The following is an 18,129-nucleotide window of genomic DNA, read 5'->3' as shown; positions in this document are numbered from 1 at the left end:
CGGAAAACCGCTTTTCGCCGAACATCCTGCATGGCCCAAGCCGAATCCGCCGACAACCTGGAGCAATTGCTGCGCGCCACCGCCGCCGGCGACGCCCAGGCGTTCCGGCGGCTGTACGAGGCCAGTTCGGCGCATCTGTTCGGGCTGCTGATGCGTATGCTGAAGCGGCGTGATTGGGCGGAGGAAGCCTTGCAGGACTGCTACCTCAAGATCTGGCAGAAGGCGGACACCTATGCCCCGGAGAAGGGCCAACCCCTGGCCTGGCTGATGACGGTGGCGCGCTATCGCGCCCTGGACCTGCTGCGCGTCCGCCGCCCCGAGGTGGAACTGCCGGACGAGGACGAGGCGCCGCCGATGACCTTCGCCGACGGCGCCGCGGACGACCCGCAGCTGCGGGCGGTGGAGCGCGAGGGCATCCGGCGGCTGAACGACTGCATGGGCGGGCTGGCACCGGAACAGCGTCGCAGCGTGCTGCTGGCCTACTACGAAGGCTATACCCACCAGGAGCTGGCGCGGGTGCTGGATGCGCCGCTGGGCACGGTGAAGAGCTGGGTGCGCCGCGGCCTGCAGCGCCTGCGCGAGTGCCTCGACGCATGAAGTACCAGAACGCCAAGCTGCGCCAGGCGCTGGCCGCCGCCTACGTGCTCGGCACGCTGCGCGGGCCGGCGCGCCGCCGTTTCGAGCGCCTGCTGCAGAAGGACGCGGCGCTGGCCAAGGAGCTGCGCTACTGGGAGCGCCGCCTGGCGCCGCTGCAGCGCAGCTTCACGCCGGTGGCACCCCGCGAAATCGTCTGGGCCGGCATCGAGCAGCGCATCAACGCCGCCCGCGCGGTGGCGCTGCCGCGGGCGCGCTCGGTCCTGGAGGACCGCGGCCCGCTGCGGTTCTGGCGCGGCTGGGCGGTGGCGGCGTCGCTGCTGACCGCGGCCCTGGGCTACGGCCTCTGGCTGCAGGCGCAGCAGGCGCCGCAGGTGATCGAGCAGGTGCGCACGGTGCAGGTGCTGCAGCCCATGCCCTACGTGGCCCTGCTGCAGCCCAACGCGCCGGCGCAGTGGATCGTGCTGGTGGCACCGGCGCGCCGCAGCCTCAAGGTCAGCGCTTCCGGCGCCTACCCGATCGACCTGAACACGCAGAGCCTGCAGATCTGGGTGCTGGACGATGCCGGCCAGCCGCACCCGATGGGCCTGATGCCGGACGGCAGCGGCAGCGTCGAACTGCCGCTGCCCGAGATGAAGATGCCGCAGGCGCCGGTGATCGCGGTCAGCGTCGAGCCCAAGGGCGGCTCGCCCACCGGCCTGCCGACCGGCCCGGTGGTCAGTACCGCGCCGCTGCTGCAGCTGTAACAAAACCCCCGTTCCCGCCTCGGCCGCGCTCGGCTACTCTTGAGGGCCGCGGAAGAGGCAAGCCCCTGACATGCGCATCGGCATCGCCATCGACGTCAGCACCGACGTGTCCCACGAGTTCATCGTGGAGAACCGCATCCAGGTCCTGCCCAGCACCATCCACATGGGCGACAGCAGCGTGGTCTACGGCCGCGAGCCGGAACGCAGCCGCGCGTTCTACGAGGAGCACCTGGACGAGCGCGCGCTCGACGCCGAGACCTCCGCGTTCACCGTGCGCGAGATCGAGGAACTGTTCCTGCGCCGCCTGGTGCTGGAGTACGACTATGTCTTCCTGATCACCCTGACCGCGGCGCGCAGCCAGACCTACGAGAACGCGCACAAGGCGGCGTTCGCGATCCTGCAGAGCTATGCGCCGATCCGCCGCGAGCACCGCGTGGAGGGGCCCTTCGGCATCCGCGTGGTGGATTCGCAGAGCCTGTTCACCGGGCCCGGTGTGCTGGCCTGGGAGGCGGCGCGCCTGGTGCGGCAGGGCCATACGCCGCAGGACATCCGCCTGCAGCTGGACGACCTGACGCCCTACGTCCATGCCTACATGGTGCCGCAGGACCTCTACTACCTGCGCACGCGCGCCGCACGGCGCGGCGACCAGTCGGTGGGCTTGCTGTCCTACGTGCTGGGCCAGACGCTGGACATCAAGCCGATCATCCAGGCCGTGCGCGGGCAGACCCAGGCGGTGGCCAAGGTGCGGCATTTCGAGTCGGCGGCGGAGCGCCTGTTCCACCATGCCGTCGGCCGCATCGAGGCCGGCCTGCTGGTGCCGCTGGTCAACATCTCCTATGGCGGCGATCCCTCGCTGGTCTACGAGCTGCCCGGCTACACCGCCCTGCAGCGCACGGCCGAGCGCCATGGCGTGGAGCTGATGCTGTCGGCCATGGCACCCGCCACCGCCGTGAATGTCGGGGTCGGCGCACTGGCCCTGGCGTACTGCGGCGATGCGGGAGAACTGACCGAGCTGTAGCGCGAAAGCGTCCGACAGCCCTGTAGGCGATTTCTGTATCGGGCGTCCCCCGACACTGAATCGCGCTTTCCGGTGACGTGCCGCACAGCAGCCGCGTTCCAGGCCTGCGGAGAATACGGGCATCACAAGATAAGGAATGCCCGAATGAAACCGTTTTCGCCCGCGCTGCGGCTTGGCGCCGCCGCGCTGTGCTTGGCCATGGCGCCCAGCGCCCAGGCCGGCCTGCTCGACAACCTGCTCGAGGCGCTCAAGCCCAAGCCGGTGGTGAGTTTCGAGGCCGCCGCCTCGCAGGTCACCGAGGGTGGCGCGCGGACGATCAGCCTCAAGCTGTCGCGCAGCAGTACGCGCACGGTGGCCCTGTCGTACACGCGCGGCGGCAGCGCCGGCGCCGCTGACTACAGCGCCACGCCCGCTACCATCCAGTTCGCGCCGGGCGAGACACTGAAGACCATCAGCGTCAGCACCGTGGACGACACGCAGGTGGAAGGGCCCGAGACCCTGGTGCTGACGCTGGGCACACCCGGCTACGGCAAGCTCGGCGCGCCGGCGCAGCACACGCTGACCCTGGCCGACAACGACGCGGCGCCGCCGACACTCGGCTTCTCGGCCGCCACGGCCAGCGGCAGCGAGGCGCAGGCCAGCACGGTGGACGTGGTGCTGTCCGCCGCCAGCACGCAGACCGTCACCGTGGGCTATGCAACCTCCGGCACCGCCACGCGGCCCGGCGACTGGCAGGTGGCACCCAGCGGCACGCTGACGTTCACGCCAGGACAGACGCGCAAGACACTGACGATCACGCCGGTGGACGACGCGGTGCAGGAATCCGCCGAGACGGCGGTGCTCACGCTGGTTTCGCCGGCCAACGCCACGCTGGGCAATCCCCCGGTGCATACGCGCACGATCCTGGACAACGACGCGCCGCCGGCCGCGGGCAAGTGGGTCACCGGCTACTACGTCGGCTATGCCCGCGACCTGTATCCGCTCGAGGCGGTGGACTTCAGCGCCATGACGCACATCGTCATCGGCCGCGTGCGCCCGCTGGCCAACGGCAGCCTGGCGACGGACTTCGACATCGACGCCGTGGAAGGCCCGCGCTGGGCCAAGCAGGTGGTCGCCGCGGCGCATGCCGCCGGCACCAAGGCCATCGTGATGCTCGGCGGTGCGGGCGAGTACGATGGCTTCGTCGGCGCCGCGTCCAACGCCAACCGCGCGCGCTTCGTCGCCAACCTGGTGGCGCTGGCCAACGAGTACGGCTTCGACGGCTACGACATCGACTGGGAGCCGATCGAGCCCAAGGACCAGCCCTACGTGAAGCTGCTGGCGCAGGACCTGCGCGCCGCCGCCCCGGGACGGCTGCTGACGATCCCCATCGGCTGGATCAACAACAACTTCCCGGAACAGGCCGAGCCCTGGTACGCCGAGATCGCGCCGCTGTTCGACCAGATCAACATCATGAGCTACGGCATGGCCTCGGGCTTCTGGGGCTGGAACACCTGGCACAGCTCGGCGATCTACGGCGAGACCGGCATGACGCCCAGCTCCATCGACTCCAGCGTGCGCAATTGGCTGCGCGTGGGCGTGCCGGCGGCCAAGCTCGGCATCGGCATCGGTTTCTATGGTTCCTGCTGGCGCGGCGTGACACAGCCCTACCAGTCGACCGACGGCGTGGACACCGGCGGCCTGCCGATCAACGGCAACGACGACAACGACATGAGCTACACCAACATCATGACGCTCTACTACAGCGCCTCCGCCAAGCGCTGGCACGAGGCGGCCAAGGCGCCGTACCTGAGTTCCGCCACGCGCGTGGGGCCGCAGCAGTGCAACTTCATCTCGTACGAGGATCCGCAGTCCATCGCGGAGAAGGCGCTGTACGTGAAGCAGAACGGCCTGGGCGGCACCATCGTGTGGACCATCAACCAGGGCTACCTGCCGAATGCGCCCGCGGGGCAGCGCGATCCGCTGATGCAGGCGCTGAAGCAGGGGTTCAGGTCGCCCTGAGCATGCAAAAAGCCAACCGTCGTGCCGGCGAAAGCCGGCATGACGGGATGGGTGTCAGCTGTCGAGCTTCTGGCCGAACCAGCCCAGCAGCTCCGCCGTCACTTCATCCCGGCAGAGGTCGTTGAGCAACTCGTGCCGCCCGCCGTCCCAGATGCGCACGGCCACCTCGCCCAGGCCGGCCTTGCGGTAGTGCGACTCCAGCGCGCGCGGACCCTTCTCGCCCTGGCAGGCCGGGTCGTCGCTGCCGGCGATGACCAGTACCGGCAGGTCCTTCGGGATGCGCGCGAGGCGGCCCTGGTCGCCGAGTCGCCCGCCCATTTCCATCAGCGAGATCCACAGCGCGGCGCTGCAGCGGAAACCGCAGCGGCTGTCGCGCACATAGAGGTCCACCTCTGCCGGATCGCGCGACAGCCAGTCGAAAGGCGTGCGCGCCGGCCTGAAGCGGCGGTTGAAGTCCTTGAAGGTCAGCATTTCGGCCAGCGCGCTGCGATGGCGTCCGCCGAACCAGGCCGCTTCCACGCGCAGCAGGTTGAGGCCGATGACGCGCAGCGGGCCGAGGTCGCCGCTGGTGGCGGAGAACACGGCGCCGGCCAGGTCGCGGCCATGCTCCACGACATAGTCCTGCAACAGGAACGAGCCCATGCTGTGGCCGAACATGAAATGCGGCAGCCGCTGCAGTTCCTGTTCCGCCAGGGCGCGCACGCCGTTGATGGCGGACAGCGTGCGGGCCCAGCCGTCCTGGTCGGCGAAGTGGCCGAGCTCGTCGGCATTGCGCACGCTGCGGCCATGGCCCGGCAGGTCCTGCGCGTAGACCGCGAAGCCGGCGCCGGTCAGGGCCTGGGCATAGCGTTCGTAGCGGGCGCCGTGCTCGGCCATGCCGTGCACGATCTGCACCACGGCGCGCGCGCGCGCCGGCAGCCAGCGGTGGACGCAGGCCTGGGTGCCGTCGGGCAGACGGTGCTGGAAGGTTTCGCGTTTCATCAGGTGATTCCCCGAAGGGCCATGCTCACACATCGCCGGACGGGCGACAAACGCTGAACCGTTCCTCGCCGGCGCGGCGGGGTAAGCTGGCGCCATGATCCTCGGCCTGATTTCCGACACCCATGGACTGTTGCGGCCCGAGGCGCTGGACGCGCTGCGGGGCTGCGACCTGATCCTGCATGCCGGCGACATCGGGTCCGCCGTCCTGGCGCCGCTGGAAGCCCTGGCTCCGGTGCACGCCATCCGTGGAAACAATGACTTGCAGGGCCCGGAGGCGGAGCAGCCGGAAACCCGGCTGGTGGCGGCCGCCGGCCGCCGGCTCTACCTGATCCATGACCTGAAGGCACTGCGCATCGATCCCGCGGCCGAGCGGATCGACGCGGTGATCAGCGGGCATTCGCACCGGCCGAAGATCGAGACGCGGCAGGGCGTGCTCTATGTGAACCCGGGCAGCGCCGGGCCGCGGCGCTTCAGCCTGCCGGTCGCGCTGGCGCGCCTGCGGATCGGGGACGGGGAGATGGCGGCGGAGATCGTGACGCTGGCCTGATCAGGGCTCCGGTGAGTCGGCTGCCGCGAACTGCTCTCCGGCCCGCGGCTGCGGGTCGCGCACGAAGCCCAGCAGCTTCGGTGCCCTGGCCCGGTCCAGGCGCTCCAGCGGCAGGTTTGCTTCCGGCAGGTGCAGGGTCAGCGCCGTGGCCTGGCCGGAGGGCAGGGCCAGCGCGGCGGCGAGCTGGTCCTCGTCCACCGGCACGCCGGCCTGGTCCAGGCGCGGCAGCACCCAGTCCAGTTCGTTGTCCGGCAGCGCGGCGGGTCCGTACTCGGTCAGCAGCAGGATCGAGCCTTCCTCGTCGAGAAAGGCGCGGGTCGGGTGGCGCACGCGCTGGCCGGTATGTATCTGCAGGCCTTCGCCGCCCTCGCAGGTCCAGAGCACGTAGGGCGCGGTGTCCAGGCGCACGTAGCCGCGCTGCGGGCCGTTCTGGAAGTACCAGCGGCCATATTCGTCGGCGCCATAGTTGCGGCTGATGGTGTCGAGGATCTGCGGGCGGGAGATCGGCTCGCCGCGGATCAGCCAGCGGCCGCGGCGGTCCAGGGCCAGCCAGCCGAACAGCGCCGGCACGTTGGGCCAGCGCGCCAGCGCACGCAGCACCCAATCTTCCATCGGGGCATGGCCGGGTATGGACGGGGTCGTGGTCATGGGCGCAGGGTAGCGCCTCCGTCGGAACCTTTCGACCGGATATAGGCCCTAACCAGGGCCCAAGATGGCCGCAAAACCCGGTGAACGCCCATGAAACCGAAACTCCTGCTGCTTGCCGCCGCCCTCGCCCTGTCCGCCTGCGCCACGGTGACGCCCTACCAGCCGATCAGCGGCGGCCTGGGCTACGCCGAGCAGAAGCTGGAGAACAACCGCTACCGCGTGCGCTTCACCGGCAGCAGCAAGACGCCGCGCAGCACGGTGGAGAACTACCTGATGTACCGCGCTGCCGAACTGACGCTGCAGAACGGCTACGGGCATTTCCTGGTGGCGGCGCGTGACCTGGAGACGCCGCCGGCCCGAAATGGCAGCAGTGGCGGCGTCAGCTTCGGATTCGGTTCCGGCGGCCACAGCGGCATCGGCATCGGCCTGGGCACCGTGGTCGGCGGCGACGAGCCGACGCTGGCGCAGATGGACGTGCTGATGTTCGCCGGCGCCAAGCCGGCGAACCGCGCCGACGCCTTCGACGCGAAGGAAGTCCTGGCCAACCTGGAGCCCAGCATCCAGCGTCCCAAATAGGCGATCATGGCGGGCCCACCCGCCACAGGACTCGAAGATGGTGCTCACCGGCCCGCAGCGGCAGGCCTTCCGCGAACTCGCCGCGGTCACGCCCGGCATCGATGTCGATGTCTATCACCAGTACGGCAAGGATCCGCTGGAGCCGGTGATCGGCCTGGGCCGTGCCGACGCCCGCATCGGCTTCTTCGGACGCGATCCCGGACGTGACGAGGTGCAGCACGGCGAGCCCTTCATCGGTGCCGGCGGGCAGCACGTGCGCCGCGCGCTGTACCGCCGCCTGCACGGCAAGCCGCTGCCGGACTTCGAGGCCTCGCGCACCGTCAGCCGCGATTTCTACTGGGCCAACACCGTGCCCTACAAGCCGGTGGGCAACAAGGCCTGGTCCACCAAGGTGAAGCAGCGCTTCCACCCGCCGATGCGCGAACTGCTGGTCGGCCACTGGCGCGGCGACCGCATCATCACGCTGGGGCGAGAGGCCTTCCTGTGGTTCGGCATCGGCCAGCCGAAAGGCGAGCGCGAGCGGCTGGAAGCCTTCTGGGAAAGCGAGGACCGCTTCGAGGCATCGGTGGCGGTGACCCTGGCCACCGACGACGGACGCTCGCGTGACTTCCGCATCTACCCGCTGCCGCATCCCTCGCCGCTGAACGCCACCTGGTATGCGCGCTTCCCGGGCCTTCTGGATGCGCGCCTGGCGCAGCTCGACGTGCGGCCGGACAACCTGCGCATCGGTTGAATTCCCGCCGCCCCTGCCTGTCGGAGTGACATGAAACCCGCACTCTCGGTCCTGGACCTGGCTCCCGTGCCCGCCGGCGGCAGCGCCGCCGAGGCCCTGCGCCGCACGGCGGAACTGGCGCGGCTGGCCGAGCGGCTGGGCTATGTGCGCTACTGGTTCGCCGAGCATCACAGCATGCCCAGCGTGGCCAGCAGCGCACCGGAAATCCTGATCGGCCATGTCGCCGCCGCCACGCAGAAGATCCGCGTGGGCTCGGGCGGCATCATGCTGCCGAACCATCCGCCGCTGCGCGTGGCGGAGAACTTCCGCACGCTGGAGGCGCTGTTCCCGGATCGCATCGACCTCGGCCTGGGTCGCGCGCCGGGCTCGGACTATGCCGCCAGCCGGGCGCTGCGGGCGGTGGACGGCGTGCGCTTCCCGGCGCTGCTGTCGGAGCTGCTGGCCTACTGCGGGCAGGCGGAGTTCGGCTCCGACCATCCCTCGCGCCAGGTGCTGGCGATGCCGCAGCAGGTGACGCTGCCGCCGGTGTGGATCCTCGGCTCCAGCGGCGCCAGCGCGCAGATGGCGGGGATGGCCGGCATGGGCTACGCCTTCGCCAGCCATTTCAGCCCGGCACCGGCGGCGCCGGCCTTCAGCCGCTACCGCGAGAGCTTCGAGCCTTCCGCCCAGTTCCCGCGGCCGCACGCGATCCTGGGCGTGGCCGCGGTCTGTGCCCGGACGCCGGAGGAAGCCGACCGCCTGGCCACCACCATGGACCTGGCCTGGCTGCGCATCCACCGCGGCGAATTCCTGCCGCTGCCGAGCCCGGACGAGGCGCTGGCCTATCCCTATACGGCGGACGAGCGGATCGTGGTGCGCGAGCTGCGCCAGCGCACTGTGGTGGGCGACCCGGCGGCGGTGCGGGCGCGCATCGAGGAAATGGCCCGCGACGCGGGCGCGGACGAGGTGATGGTGGTCAGCAACCTCTGGGGTCATGCCGAGCGGCTGCGCAGCTATGAGCTGATTGCGGACGCGTTCCGCGCCTGAGAGGGTCCGGGATCGCCATCCAGGGCGCGACCGCAGTTCGCCCATCGAACCCCGGGCATGTTTGGCTTACTTCGTCATGACATGTCGTCCATGACTCAGCGCGGCCAAACATTCCATGGCCGACCTGCGTCAGGCCGCCCCGGCCTCCGCGTCACTCACCACCGGCCGGCTCTCGCGCGTCGCGCGCATCGTCCGGCCCGGCTCGCTGGCGTCCACGATCTCGATATGGTCCTCGTGCACCGCGGCGATGGTGGCGGCGAACGGCATGCCCATGAAGCGCGGCACGCGGTAGCTGACCGTGTCGCCGACCTTGAAGGTCGCGGGGTCGAAATTGAACTCGAAGGGGCAGGCGTCCTGCGTCATGGCATGTCCTCCCGGGCCGCCGTCATGGCCGGATTGTGCGCCAGGCCGCCGCCTGCCGCCCTACCCGGTATGGGCGAGGGGCCGCCACGGGCTTGAAGCAAGGTTCATATTAGAATGGCCGCTTCCGAGGCGGCGAGTCGATTCCCACGTGCTGTTCGACATCCTGGTGGTCCTGGGCCTGGTGCTGCTCAACGGCGTGCTGGCCATGTCCGAGCTGGCCGTGGTTTCCTCGCGCAAGGCGCGCCTGCAGGCGATGCAGCAGCAGGGCGTCTCCGGAGCGCGTACCGCCCTGGAATTGCAGGAAAAGCCGGGCCGCTTCCTGAGCACCGTGCAGATCGGCATCACCCTGGTCGGCGTCTTCGCCGGCGCCTTCTCCGGTGCCGTGCTGGCCGAACCGCTGGCGCAGTTCTTCATGGCCGAGGGCATCGCCGCCGAATACGCCAACGACATCGCCCTGGTCGTGGTGGTGGCCACCATCACCTACCTGTCGCTGATCGTCGGCGAGCTCGTGCCCAAGCAGGTGGCGCTGCGCTATCCCGAGCGCCTGGCGGTGCTGGTGGCGCCGCCGATGCTGATGCTGTCTCGCTTCGCCGCGCCGCTGGTCTGGGTGCTCGACCGTTCCAGCGCCCTGTTCCTGAGCCTGCTGCCGCGGCGCCGCGAGGGCGAGGGCCGCATCACCGACGAGGAGATCCACGCGCTGGTGGAAGAGGCCGCATCCAGCGGCGTGGTGCGCCCGGAGGAGCAGACCATGATCGCCGGCGTCATGCGCCTGGGCGACCGCAGCGTGCGTGCGCTGATGACGCCGCGCAACCAGCTCGACTGGCTGGACCTGGACGAGCCGCTGGAGGCCCAGCACGCCACCCTGCGCGCCAGCAGCCACACCAAGCTGGTGGCGGGACGCGGCGACGTCGATCACTTCGTCGGCCTGGTGTCGGCCAAGCGCCTGATCGACGCGCTGCTCGACGGTGCCGGCCAGATCGAGCCGGCCAAGTACGTGGTCGAGGCGCTGGTGGTGCCCGACAGCCTCGACGCCGTGGACGCCATGCGCGAACTGCGCGACACGCCGCTGCACGCCGCCATCGTGGTCGACGAGTTCGGCAGCCTGCAGGGCCTGATCACCGTCACCGACGTGCTCTCGGCCATCGCCGGCGAATTCCATCGCGGCGACGAACCGCGGCCGGGCGTGACCCGGCAGGACGACGGCAGCTGGCTGGTGGACGGCAAGCTGTCGGTGGACGAGATGGGCGTGATGCTGGGCATGCGCCTGCCCGAGGAGCGCGACTACGAGACCGCGGCCGGCCTGGTGCTGTCCGTGCTCGGGCACCTGCCGCGCCTGGGCGAGATCGCGCGCATGGGCGACTGGCGTTTCGAGGTCATGGCCCTGGACGGCCGCCGCATCGACAAGCTGCGCGTCTGCCTCGACGACAGTCCCGACGAGGAATAGGCCTCAGGGCGCCTGCGGCAGCGGCAACGCCGACACGCCGCGCGGCCCGCAGTAGACCGACTCCGTCTCCTCCAGGTTGAGCTCCCGCCCCTCGGCTTCCCCCACGGGCAGCGCCAGCACCTGCGGCGGGCCGATGGCGAAGCCGGTCTGGCCGGCATGGCCGATGTCGTAGACCTCCAGCCGCGGCGCGGGCCCCGAGCGCTCCGAAGCCACGAGCAGCCGGCGGCCGTCGCGCGACAGCCGCAGCTCGGCATCGGGCCGGGCCGGGACGCGCGCCAGTTCCAGGCCGGCGGCGTCGGCGATGACGATGTCCGGGCCGGCGACCCAGGCCAGGCGCCCGCCGAACAGGTCGCTCGCCACCGGGCCCCAGGCGCCCAGGGGGGCGCCCGGCAACCCCGGGCTGCCCGCCTCGCTGATGGCTCCGGTGGCCGGTTCGTAACGCAGCAGGCGCTCGCCGGCGGCACTGTCCCCGCCGACCGCATAGAGCGCGGTGCCGTCGCCCGCGGCCTGGGCCTGCGTCACCGGGGCTCCGGGCAGCAGTGCTTCGGTGCTGCGCGTTGCCGCCAGCGTCGCGGGGTCCAGCAGGCGCAGTGCCTGGTCGGTGAAGGCCAGCAGCTCGCGGCCGCCGTCGAGCATCACCAGCCGCAGCGGGCTGCCCAGGCCCGCCGGCGCCTGGCGATGCCGCCACTGGCCGTCCAGGTGGCGCAGCTGCGCCAGCGGGATGCCGGGCAGGCCGGGCAAGGCGTAGTTGCAGGCATGGCGCTCGGCATCGAGCAGGCCGTACCCGGGCGCATGCTCCGGCAGCGGTGCCGGCGGACGCGCGGTGCCGGCGGCCACATAGCTGAAGGGCGCCTGCACCACCAGCGCGGCGGTGCTGCCCACCGCCGTGCCCGGCACTGCCAGCCGCAGCGGGTAGCGGCCGGGGGGCAGCGCGGGCAGGTCCACGAACAGTTGCGTCGGCGAGCGGCGCTCGACGCTCGCGATCTCCCGATCGCCCAGGCGCAGGGCCCTGATGTCCAGCTGGTCGAAATACGCGCCGGACAGCGCGACGCGCGCCGGGCGCCCCGCCGGCAGCAGGTAGGGCAGCGCGCTGCGCAGGAAGGGGCGGTCCAGCGTCAGCTCCACCGGGATGCGGATCGCCGACACGCCGCCGGCGCTGGACTCCACGACGATGGTGGTGGAGTAGTTGCCGTTGGGCAGGTCGGCGATGGCGGCCGCGTCGAGCGAGTATTCGAGCGGCGAGGCGTCGCCGGTGTTGCCCTCGGCCTGCGACAGCAGCAACCAGGGCGCCGGCTCCTCCAGCGAGGCGGTCCAGGGCACCTCGCGCTGCGGATCGCGAGAGCTCACCTCGACGCGGCGCGTCTGCCCCGCCGCGGGGGCCGATTCGCTCACCGAGAAGGCCGCGGCCGCCGGCACCGACAGCAGCGGCAGCACGGTGTACTCGATGCCTACTTCGCGCTGCTCGCCCTGGTGCCCCACGCGCAGCAGCAGGCTGGCGCTGTAGTAGCCCAGCGCGCCGTCGGCCCGGGTGGCCTGCGGGGCGAAGCCGAGCTGCAGCGTCGCCGGCAGGCTGCCGCCGCTGGCGGGGCTGATTTCCAGCCAGCCGGCGCCGGTGCCGGCGTAATGGGCCGCCGCGCTCCAGGAGGCGCTGCCGCCGTGGTAGTCCAGCCGCAGGGCCTGCGGTGGCGGGCGGCGGCCTTCGACCGTTTCCACCCGCACCCGCGCCGGCGTGACCGGAATGCCGATGACGTACTCCACCGGAACCGTCACCGGGCTTCCCGGATACTGCTGCGTGCATCCGGCATCGAGGCAGGCGCGCAGCACGATGCTGTCGCGGTGGATGCCCTCGCCCAGGCTCAGGGGGTGGCGCGGGATCACCTGGCCGCTGGCCTGCAGGCCGTCGATGCGGGGGACGTCGACGCCGGCAATGGCGTTGTCGCCATGCTCGATGCTGAGGAACAGGGGGCTGGCCGCGCGGCTCATCGAGCCGGCCAGGCGGGCCGCGGGCGGGGTGTCGCCGTCGGCCGGTGCGCTGAAGCGGATCGCGCGGGTCTCCAGGCTCAGGCGCGGAGCGGCGCTCTCCAGGTCCTTGGCCAGGTTGCCGCCGCCGTCGCCGGTTCCGCCGCCGCAAGCGGCGAGCAGCGCGGCGGCCAGCAGCGACGCCGGCCGGGTGGCGACACGTGTAAGCATGGTGATGATCCCTGGAACCCTGGATGAAGCGCCCCGCGCCCTGCGGCAGCGGCGCCGCATTCTAGACCCGTCGCGGCATCCCGGGGTTCCCGCCGGTTGCGTCCCGGAGCGGGCTTGCTACGCTTCGGGGCCCATGCATCCCGCCGGAGCCCCACCATGACCGCCCTTCTCGCCATCGACCAGGGCACGACCAGCACCCGCGCCATCGTGTTCGACCGGCAGGGCCGCAAGCGGGGGGTCTCGCAGCAGGAGCTGCCTCAGTCCTACCCCCAGCCGGGCTGGGTGGAGCATGACGCGCAGCGCATCTGGCAGGACACCCTGGCCTGCGTGAAGGGCGCCCTGGCGGACGCGAAGCTCTCGGCCCGGGACATCGCCGCCATCGGCATCACCAACCAGCGCGAGACCACCGTGCTCTGGGAGCGCGCCAGCGGCCGGCCGATCCACCCTGCGATCGTCTGGCAGGACCGCCGCACCAGCGACTTCTGCAAGCAGCACGAGTCGCGCTCCAACTGGCTGTCGGACAAGACCGGCCTGCTGCTGGACCCGTACTTCTCCGCCACCAAGATCGCCTGGATCCTCGACCAGGTACCGGGGGCGCGGGCCCGCGCCGAGGCCGGCGAGCTGGCCTTCGGCACCATCGACTCCTGGCTGCTGTGGAACCTCAGCGGCGGCAAGCTGCACGCCACCGACGCGACCAATGCCTCGCGCACCGCGCTGTTCAACATCCGCACGCAGGACTGGGACGAGGAACTGCTGAGCTTCTTCAAGGTGCCGCGCGCGCTGCTGCCGGAGGTGCGCGACAGTGCCGCCGACTACGGCAGCACGGCGCCGGAGCTGTTCGGCGGCGCGATCCGCATCGGCGGCATCGCCGGCGACCAGCAGGCCGCCACGGTCGGCCAGGCCTGCTTCTCGCCGGGCATGATCAAGTCCACCTACGGCACCGGCTGCTTCATGGTGCTCAACACCGGCGGCGACTTCGTGCGCTCGCGCAACCGCCTGCTGTCCACCGTGGCCTACCGGCTCGACGGCAAGACCACCTACGCGCTGGAAGGCGCGATCTTCGTCGCCGGTGCCGCGGTGCAATGGCTGCGCGACGCGGTGCAGCTGATCCGCGGCGCGGCCGAGACCGAGGCCCTGGCCCGGTCGATCACCGATACCCAGGGCGTCTACCTGGTGCCCGCCTTCACCGGCCTGGGCGCTCCCTACTGGGACCCGCAGGCGCGAGGCGCCGTGCTGGGCCTGACGCGCGACTCCGGCATCGCGCACATCGTGCGCGCCGCGCTGGAGTCGGTCTGCTACCAGACGCGCGACCTGATGAATGCCATGGCGCAGGATTCGATCGTGCCCACCGAGCTGCGCGTGGACGGTGGCATGGTGGTCAACGACTGGCTCACCCAGTTCCTCAGCGACATGCTGAAGATTCCCGTGATCCGTCCGCAGACGGTGGAGACCACCGCGCTGGGCGCCGCCTTCCTCGCCGGCCTGCAGGCCGGCGTCTACCAGTCGCTGGAGGAGATCTCCGCGCTGTGGGGCGTGGAGCGCCGCTTCGCCCCGGGGCTCGACGCAGGCAAGGCCGACCAGCTCTACGCCGGCTGGCTCGACGCGGTGCAGCGCGTGAAGTGCAGCTAGGCTTCTTGACGCCACCGCGGTCGCAGCGATCGCGTGGCGTCAACAGCCCCTGGCCCTGTTCCCCCGGATGCATTGACCCGGGTCAATGCATTCCTGCGCCGCCGCTGCGAGCCTGGGCACGTGTCCCGCAGGCGGAGATCCGGCCATGTCCAGGAGTGCCACGGCGTTAGAGACGCCCTACGAGCGCATCGGCGCCGCGCCCGGCGTCGCCCGCCTGGTCGGCGTGTTCTACGAGCAGGTGCTGGCCGACCCGGAACTGGCGCCCTTCTTCCGCGGGGTGGCCATGCAGAAGCTGCAGCACATGCAGGCGGAGCTGTTCGCCGTGGCGCTGGGCGGGCCGGTGAGCTACATGGGCCGGCCGATCATCCATGCCCACCAGCCCCACCGCATCACGCTGCCGCACTTCCAGCGCTTCGTGCAGCATCTGTTCGAGGTGCTCCGGGAGTTCCCGCTCAGCGAGGACGAGCGCACCGACCTGATCGCGCGCATCAACCTCTACGCCGACGAGGTCACCGGGCAGCCCGGCGCGGCCTGAGGGCGTTCAGGGCCCGGCCGGCCTGAACACCAGCAGCCGGCACACCACGGCCGGTCCCCAGAAGGCCGGCACGCCCAGTGCGGACCCGATGCGCTGGCGGCTCATCGCAGCCGCTGGCGCAGCCAGCCGCTCATCTGCGCATGCAGCGGCATCTCGGTGACCAGCACGCCGTCATGCGTGCCGCCGGGCACGTCGATCCAGCCCTTGTCGCGGCTGCCCAGGGCCTCGTAGAGCGCGCGTCCGCGTTCGGCGGGGACCAGCGGATCGCGGCTGCCGTGCACCACCATCGCGGGGGCGCGGACCCGTGCCGCCCAGTCGCGCGGCTGCACCGCGGCGATGTCCACCGTGCCGCGCAGGCGGTCGATGCCGTCCAGCGTGCCGCGGAACAGCGGCGCCAGCGGGCCGAGGCTGCGGCGGATCTGCCGGTCCACGACCGCGCCCAGCGAATCGAAGCTGCTGACCACCGCCAGTGCCTTCCAGGCCTGCGGATCCTGCGCCGCGGCACGCACCGCGTAGGCACCGCCCATCGACATGCCCCACAGCGCCGCCGGCTGCGGCGGCAGCGCGAACCTTGCCTGCAACTCCTGCAGCACCTGCCGCGGCAGCTCCGCCTCGCCCGGCGCGGCGCCGAAGCCGCTGCGTGGAAAGGCGCTGGCGCCGTGGCCCGGCAGGTCGGGGATGACGCTGCGCAGCCCCGCGGCGGCGAAGCGCTCCGCCACCGGCAGCAGGTCTTCCTTGCGGCCCTGGCGCCCGTGCAGCAGCACCACGATGCCGCGGGCCTCGCCGTAGGGTGGCAGCGCGACGCCGGCGGTGGAGAGCTGCTGGCGCAGCAGCATGCCGCGCCGGCCGGGCGCGGCCTCGGCCACCGGCTCCACCAGCAGGCAGGGCGTGAGCCCGCCCATGCAGCCGTGGCTGCGGATGCGCAGACCCTGGCCGCGCGGGTCGCCGAGCGCGGCGAGGTGGTGGGGCTCCAGGGGTTTGCGCGCCGGCGAGAACAGCGTGACGGACTGCAGCCAGGCGGAGGCGGCGAACAGCAAGGCCAGCGACAGCGCGAAGACGGCCCAGCGCAGCAGTCGCCTGGCGCGCGGGCTCATGAGGCTAGCGTGAAATCGCCTCGAACACGCCCTCGATCTCCACCTCGAGATCGCGGCGGCAGATCTCGCCGTGCAGCACCATCAGCGGGCCGCCCAGCAGGGCCTCGGCCTGGGCCTGCAGCGCGGCCGCCTGCGCGGCGTCGCGCACGTAGAGCCGCAGGGCACGCGGCTGCCAGCGCAGTGCCGGCTCTTCGGCGAAATGCTGCTGGCGCGCATGGGCGAGCAGCGCGCCGATGTTGTCGACCGTCTCGCGCAGCTGCGCCGGCGCGTCGTAGGGATGCTGCGTGGCATGGCCGACCACGCTGGCGGTGCCCGAGACCAGCAGCAGCCGGTCCAGCAGGGTGGCGCGGGCAAAGCTCGGCGCACGGGGACTGTATTCGCGCGGATAGTGGTAGGCGCTGACCTGGCGCGGGTTCTCCACCGGGATGCCCGGCCGCTTGCCCGCGAGGAAGCCCAGCTGCAGGCCGGGCACGAAGGTCCCGATCACGGTGGCGGCGGGCAGGCGGCTCTCGAAGCCGGGCGCGGCGATGGCCTCGTGGCGGCCGACGCAGAAGCGGCGGTAGCGCTCGTCGTCGCCGTCGCCGCCGGTGACTTCGTGGAAGTAGTTCCAGATCCGCAGCGGGTGCGGGTAGCCGCGTTCCTGCAGCAGGCGCAGCAGGTGTCCGTAGGCCAGGAAGGCGGCGCGCTCCATGTCCACGGACTGGGCCGCCGGCACGCTGAGCAGGCCGAACAGGTAGTCGCCGCTGCGGCGCAGCTGCAGGCCGGGGCCACCCGGCAGGATTTCCGCCCCGCCGCCGCCCAGCCAGTCCTCGGCGGCATGTCCGCCGAGCAGCTGCAGAGGGAAGCGCAGCGCCTCGCCATCTGCGGCCGCTTCGCGCTGAAACTCCAGGCGCGCCAGCAGGGCGGCAGGGCCGGCGCTGGGCAGGGTGACTTGGGCGGGGGGGGAGCGCATGAGGGGGCGTCACGCCGGAAGGGCGTGACTATTTATTAAATTTTGATGCAGAAAGCTATGATTTCGGCGAAGAGGCATTGCCGGGGCGCTAAAGATACCGGCGCTTCTTGAAGATATACAGCAGGCCGACGCCCATCACGAGCAGGAACAGCAGCATCGCCTCGAAGCCATAGCGCGCATCGGCCCAGGGGATGTGCTCGAAATTCATGCCGTAGATGCCGGTGATCAGGGTCAGCGGGAAGAAGATCGCCGACAGCACGGTCAGGAACTGCACGATGCGGTTGGTGCGCCCGGTGGCGATGGCGAAGTGCAGCTGCACCGCCGCCTCGATGTCGCGCTCCTGGCCCGAGGCATGGTTGAGCACGCGGTTCACGTGTTCCACCAGGTCGCGGATCTTGATCTCGTCGTGCGGGCTGCAGTCGAGAAAGGAGTTGCGCCGCCAGGAATCCAGCGCCTCCAGCTGGCTCTCGGCCAGCGCCTCCATCTGGCGCGCCACGCGGCGGCCGCGCAGCAGCGCGCGCCAGTCGTTCATGCGGCTGTCGGGGTCCAGCAGCTCGTCCTGCAGCACCGAGAAGCGCTGCTCCATCGGCTCGCGCACCTTCAGGTAGCGGTCCACCATCACGTCGAGCACGGCGTGGGCCAGGCCCAGCACCGAGTCGGGGTTCTTCATGCGGCGCTCGCGGATGCGCTGCTGCACGATGTGGATGCTGAGGTTGTCCTCCGCGCGCACCGTGATCAGCACGCGGCGGAACAGGAAGAAGGCGGCAGTGCGCGTCTCGACGGGGAAGGGATCTTCGTTGGGGCCCAGGCCCTGGAACACGAGCATGTCGTATTCGGAGGTGCCGTCGAAGAACGACGGGTGATAGGGGTTCATGCTGTCGCTGACGTGCTGCGGCTCGATCGCCACGCCGACATTGGGCTCGGCCCAGCACTCCCAGCCCTCGGCCTCGTCGCGCAGGAAGTCGGCCCAGATCAGGCCGGTCTCCGGCAGGGGCGCATCCGGGGGGAGGATCCGGGGCGGCTCGCCGTTGTTGAAGTGGAAGATCTGCATC

The 18,129-nt window shown here is 71.2% G+C and carries 18 protein-coding genes; 11 read left to right on the top strand and 7 right to left on the bottom strand.

The window, feature by feature from the left end; genetic code table 11:
- The first annotated feature begins 30 nt into the window (after positions 1–30).
- The 4 genes from C3942_RS04950 to C3942_RS04935 all read left to right on the top strand — a co-directional run bounded on the left by C3942_RS04950 (position 31) and on the right by C3942_RS04935 (position 4,359).
- The gene (locus tag C3942_RS04950; protein WP_104229253.1) at positions 31–597 is read left to right on the top strand and encodes a sigma-70 family RNA polymerase sigma factor; all 567 of its coding nucleotides are present in this window, start codon (positions 31–33) and stop codon (positions 595–597) included.
- On the top strand, positions 594–1,340 hold the full coding sequence (locus tag C3942_RS04945) for an anti-sigma factor (RefSeq protein ID WP_104229252.1): 747 nt from the start codon (positions 594–596) through the stop codon (positions 1,338–1,340). Before C3942_RS04950 ends, C3942_RS04945 begins: the two co-directional genes overlap by 4 nt.
- A 70-nt stretch (positions 1,341–1,410) precedes the next feature.
- Positions 1,411–2,358 carry a DegV family protein gene (locus tag C3942_RS04940; RefSeq protein ID WP_104229251.1) on the top strand — a complete coding sequence of 316 codons (948 nt, stop codon included), beginning with the start codon at positions 1,411–1,413 and terminating at the stop codon, positions 2,356–2,358.
- Between the two features lie 144 nt (positions 2,359–2,502).
- The gene (locus tag C3942_RS04935) at positions 2,503–4,359 is read left to right on the top strand and encodes a glycosyl hydrolase family 18 protein (RefSeq protein ID WP_243393522.1); all 1,857 of its coding nucleotides are present in this window, start codon (positions 2,503–2,505) and stop codon (positions 4,357–4,359) included.
- A 54-nt stretch (positions 4,360–4,413) separates the two neighbouring features.
- Here the strand turns inward: C3942_RS04935 and C3942_RS04930 are convergent, their stop codons facing one another.
- Positions 4,414–5,340: an alpha/beta fold hydrolase gene (locus tag C3942_RS04930; RefSeq protein ID WP_165797322.1), complete on the bottom strand. Its 927-nt coding sequence runs from the start codon at positions 5,338–5,340 to the stop codon at positions 4,414–4,416.
- Between the two features lie 94 nt (positions 5,341–5,434).
- On the opposite strand from C3942_RS04930, the gene C3942_RS04925 reads away from it, so the two are divergent.
- Positions 5,435–5,887, top strand: a complete 453-nt coding sequence (locus C3942_RS04925; protein ID WP_104229533.1) for a metallophosphoesterase family protein — start codon at positions 5,435–5,437, stop codon at positions 5,885–5,887.
- Here the strand turns inward: C3942_RS04925 and C3942_RS04920 are convergent, their stop codons facing one another.
- Positions 5,888–6,535, bottom strand: a complete 648-nt coding sequence (locus tag C3942_RS04920; RefSeq protein ID WP_243393521.1) for a DUF2946 family protein — start codon at positions 6,533–6,535, stop codon at positions 5,888–5,890. It lies immediately after the preceding gene.
- A gap of 90 nt (positions 6,536–6,625) precedes the next feature.
- On the opposite strand from C3942_RS04920, the gene C3942_RS04915 reads away from it, so the two are divergent.
- The 3 genes from C3942_RS04915 to C3942_RS04905 are packed head-to-tail and all read left to right on the top strand — an operon-like array spanning position 6,626 to position 8,870.
- On the top strand, positions 6,626–7,111 hold the full coding sequence (locus C3942_RS04915) for a CC0125/CC1285 family lipoprotein (protein WP_104229248.1): 486 nt from the start codon (positions 6,626–6,628) through the stop codon (positions 7,109–7,111).
- Between the two features lie 37 nt (positions 7,112–7,148).
- A complete protein-coding gene (locus C3942_RS04910; protein WP_104229247.1) occupies positions 7,149–7,844 on the top strand; it encodes a uracil-DNA glycosylase family protein in 696 nt (231 codons plus the stop codon).
- A gap of 30 nt (positions 7,845–7,874) precedes the next feature.
- On the top strand, positions 7,875–8,870 hold the full coding sequence (locus C3942_RS04905; protein WP_104229246.1) for an LLM class flavin-dependent oxidoreductase: 996 nt from the start codon (positions 7,875–7,877) through the stop codon (positions 8,868–8,870).
- Between the two features lie 129 nt (positions 8,871–8,999).
- On the opposite strand, the gene C3942_RS04900 is transcribed toward C3942_RS04905, so the two are convergent.
- Positions 9,000–9,233 carry a hypothetical protein gene (locus C3942_RS04900; RefSeq protein ID WP_104229245.1) on the bottom strand — a complete coding sequence of 78 codons (234 nt, stop codon included), beginning with the start codon at positions 9,231–9,233 and terminating at the stop codon, positions 9,000–9,002.
- Between the two features lie 148 nt (positions 9,234–9,381).
- Between C3942_RS04900 and C3942_RS04895 the strand changes: the two genes are divergently transcribed.
- Positions 9,382–10,677, top strand: coding sequence for a hemolysin family protein (locus C3942_RS04895; RefSeq protein ID WP_207765973.1), 1,296 nt, complete (start codon positions 9,382–9,384; stop codon positions 10,675–10,677).
- Positions 10,678–10,680: 3 nt separating this feature from the next.
- Here the strand turns inward: C3942_RS04895 and C3942_RS04890 are convergent, their stop codons facing one another.
- Positions 10,681–12,867 (bottom strand): hypothetical protein, encoded by a 2,187-nt coding sequence (locus C3942_RS04890; RefSeq protein WP_104229243.1) that lies wholly within the window; start codon positions 12,865–12,867, stop codon positions 10,681–10,683.
- Positions 12,868–13,023: 156 nt separating this feature from the next.
- Here C3942_RS04890 and glpK point away from each other — a divergent pair, with 156 nt between their 5' ends.
- Both glpK and C3942_RS04880 read left to right on the top strand, forming a co-directional pair.
- Complete coding sequence (glpK, locus tag C3942_RS04885) at positions 13,024–14,496, top strand: glycerol kinase GlpK (RefSeq protein ID WP_104229242.1); 1,473 nt, start codon at positions 13,024–13,026, stop codon at positions 14,494–14,496.
- Positions 14,497–14,641: 145 nt separating this feature from the next.
- Positions 14,642–15,031, top strand: coding sequence for a group I truncated hemoglobin (locus C3942_RS04880; protein ID WP_165797321.1), 390 nt, complete (start codon positions 14,642–14,644; stop codon positions 15,029–15,031).
- A 101-nt stretch (positions 15,032–15,132) separates the two neighbouring features.
- Here the strand turns inward: C3942_RS04880 and C3942_RS04875 are convergent, their stop codons facing one another.
- The 3 genes from C3942_RS04875 to C3942_RS04865 all read right to left on the bottom strand — a co-directional run bounded on the left by C3942_RS04875 (position 15,133) and on the right by C3942_RS04865 (position 18,128).
- Positions 15,133–16,125 carry an alpha/beta hydrolase gene (locus C3942_RS04875; protein WP_104229240.1) on the bottom strand — a complete coding sequence of 331 codons (993 nt, stop codon included), beginning with the start codon at positions 16,123–16,125 and terminating at the stop codon, positions 15,133–15,135.
- A gap of 4 nt (positions 16,126–16,129) precedes the next feature.
- Positions 16,130–17,077: a chorismate transformation FkbO/Hyg5 family protein gene (locus C3942_RS04870; protein ID WP_104229239.1), complete on the bottom strand. Its 948-nt coding sequence runs from the start codon at positions 17,075–17,077 to the stop codon at positions 16,130–16,132.
- An 88-nt stretch (positions 17,078–17,165) separates the two neighbouring features.
- Positions 17,166–18,128, bottom strand: coding sequence for a magnesium transporter CorA family protein (locus C3942_RS04865; protein WP_104229238.1), 963 nt, complete (start codon positions 18,126–18,128; stop codon positions 17,166–17,168).
- Position 18,129: the final 1 nt, after the last annotated feature.

Source organism: Solimonas fluminis (assembly GCF_002930645.1).
Lineage (GTDB): Bacteria > Pseudomonadota > Gammaproteobacteria > Nevskiales > Nevskiaceae > Solimonas_A > Solimonas_A fluminis.
The sequence above is the reverse complement of the archived record's forward strand: the minus strand, read 5'-3'. Positions and strand labels throughout refer to the sequence as shown.

Coding starts and splice junctions, on each gene's coding strand:
- C3942_RS04950 (WP_104229253.1), top strand. CDS start 31: ATGGCCCAAGCCGAATCCGCCGACAACCTGGAGCAATTGCTGCGCGCC.
- C3942_RS04945 (WP_104229252.1), top strand. CDS start 594: ATGAAGTACCAGAACGCCAAGCTGCGCCAGGCGCTGGCCGCCGCCTAC.
- C3942_RS04940 (WP_104229251.1), top strand. CDS start 1,411: ATGCGCATCGGCATCGCCATCGACGTCAGCACCGACGTGTCCCACGAG.
- C3942_RS04935 (WP_243393522.1), top strand. CDS start 2,503: ATGAAACCGTTTTCGCCCGCGCTGCGGCTTGGCGCCGCCGCGCTGTGC.
- C3942_RS04930 (WP_165797322.1), bottom strand. CDS start 5,340: ATGAAACGCGAAACCTTCCAGCACCGTCTGCCCGACGGCACCCAGGCC.
- C3942_RS04925 (WP_104229533.1), top strand. CDS start 5,435: ATGATCCTCGGCCTGATTTCCGACACCCATGGACTGTTGCGGCCCGAG.
- C3942_RS04920 (WP_243393521.1), bottom strand. CDS start 6,535: ATGACCACGACCCCGTCCATACCCGGCCATGCCCCGATGGAAGATTGG.
- C3942_RS04915 (WP_104229248.1), top strand. CDS start 6,626: ATGAAACCGAAACTCCTGCTGCTTGCCGCCGCCCTCGCCCTGTCCGCC.
- C3942_RS04910 (WP_104229247.1), top strand. CDS start 7,149: ATGGTGCTCACCGGCCCGCAGCGGCAGGCCTTCCGCGAACTCGCCGCG.
- C3942_RS04905 (WP_104229246.1), top strand. CDS start 7,875: ATGAAACCCGCACTCTCGGTCCTGGACCTGGCTCCCGTGCCCGCCGGC.
- C3942_RS04900 (WP_104229245.1), bottom strand. CDS start 9,233: ATGACGCAGGACGCCTGCCCCTTCGAGTTCAATTTCGACCCCGCGACC.
- C3942_RS04890 (WP_104229243.1), bottom strand. CDS start 12,867: ATGCTTACACGTGTCGCCACCCGGCCGGCGTCGCTGCTGGCCGCCGCG.
- glpK (WP_104229242.1), top strand. CDS start 13,024: ATGACCGCCCTTCTCGCCATCGACCAGGGCACGACCAGCACCCGCGCC.
- C3942_RS04880 (WP_165797321.1), top strand. CDS start 14,642: ATGTCCAGGAGTGCCACGGCGTTAGAGACGCCCTACGAGCGCATCGGC.
- C3942_RS04875 (WP_104229240.1), bottom strand. CDS start 16,125: ATGAGCCCGCGCGCCAGGCGACTGCTGCGCTGGGCCGTCTTCGCGCTG.
- C3942_RS04870 (WP_104229239.1), bottom strand. CDS start 17,077: ATGCGCTCCCCCCCCGCCCAAGTCACCCTGCCCAGCGCCGGCCCTGCC.
- C3942_RS04865 (WP_104229238.1), bottom strand. CDS start 18,128: ATGCAGATCTTCCACTTCAACAACGGCGAGCCGCCCCGGATCCTCCCC.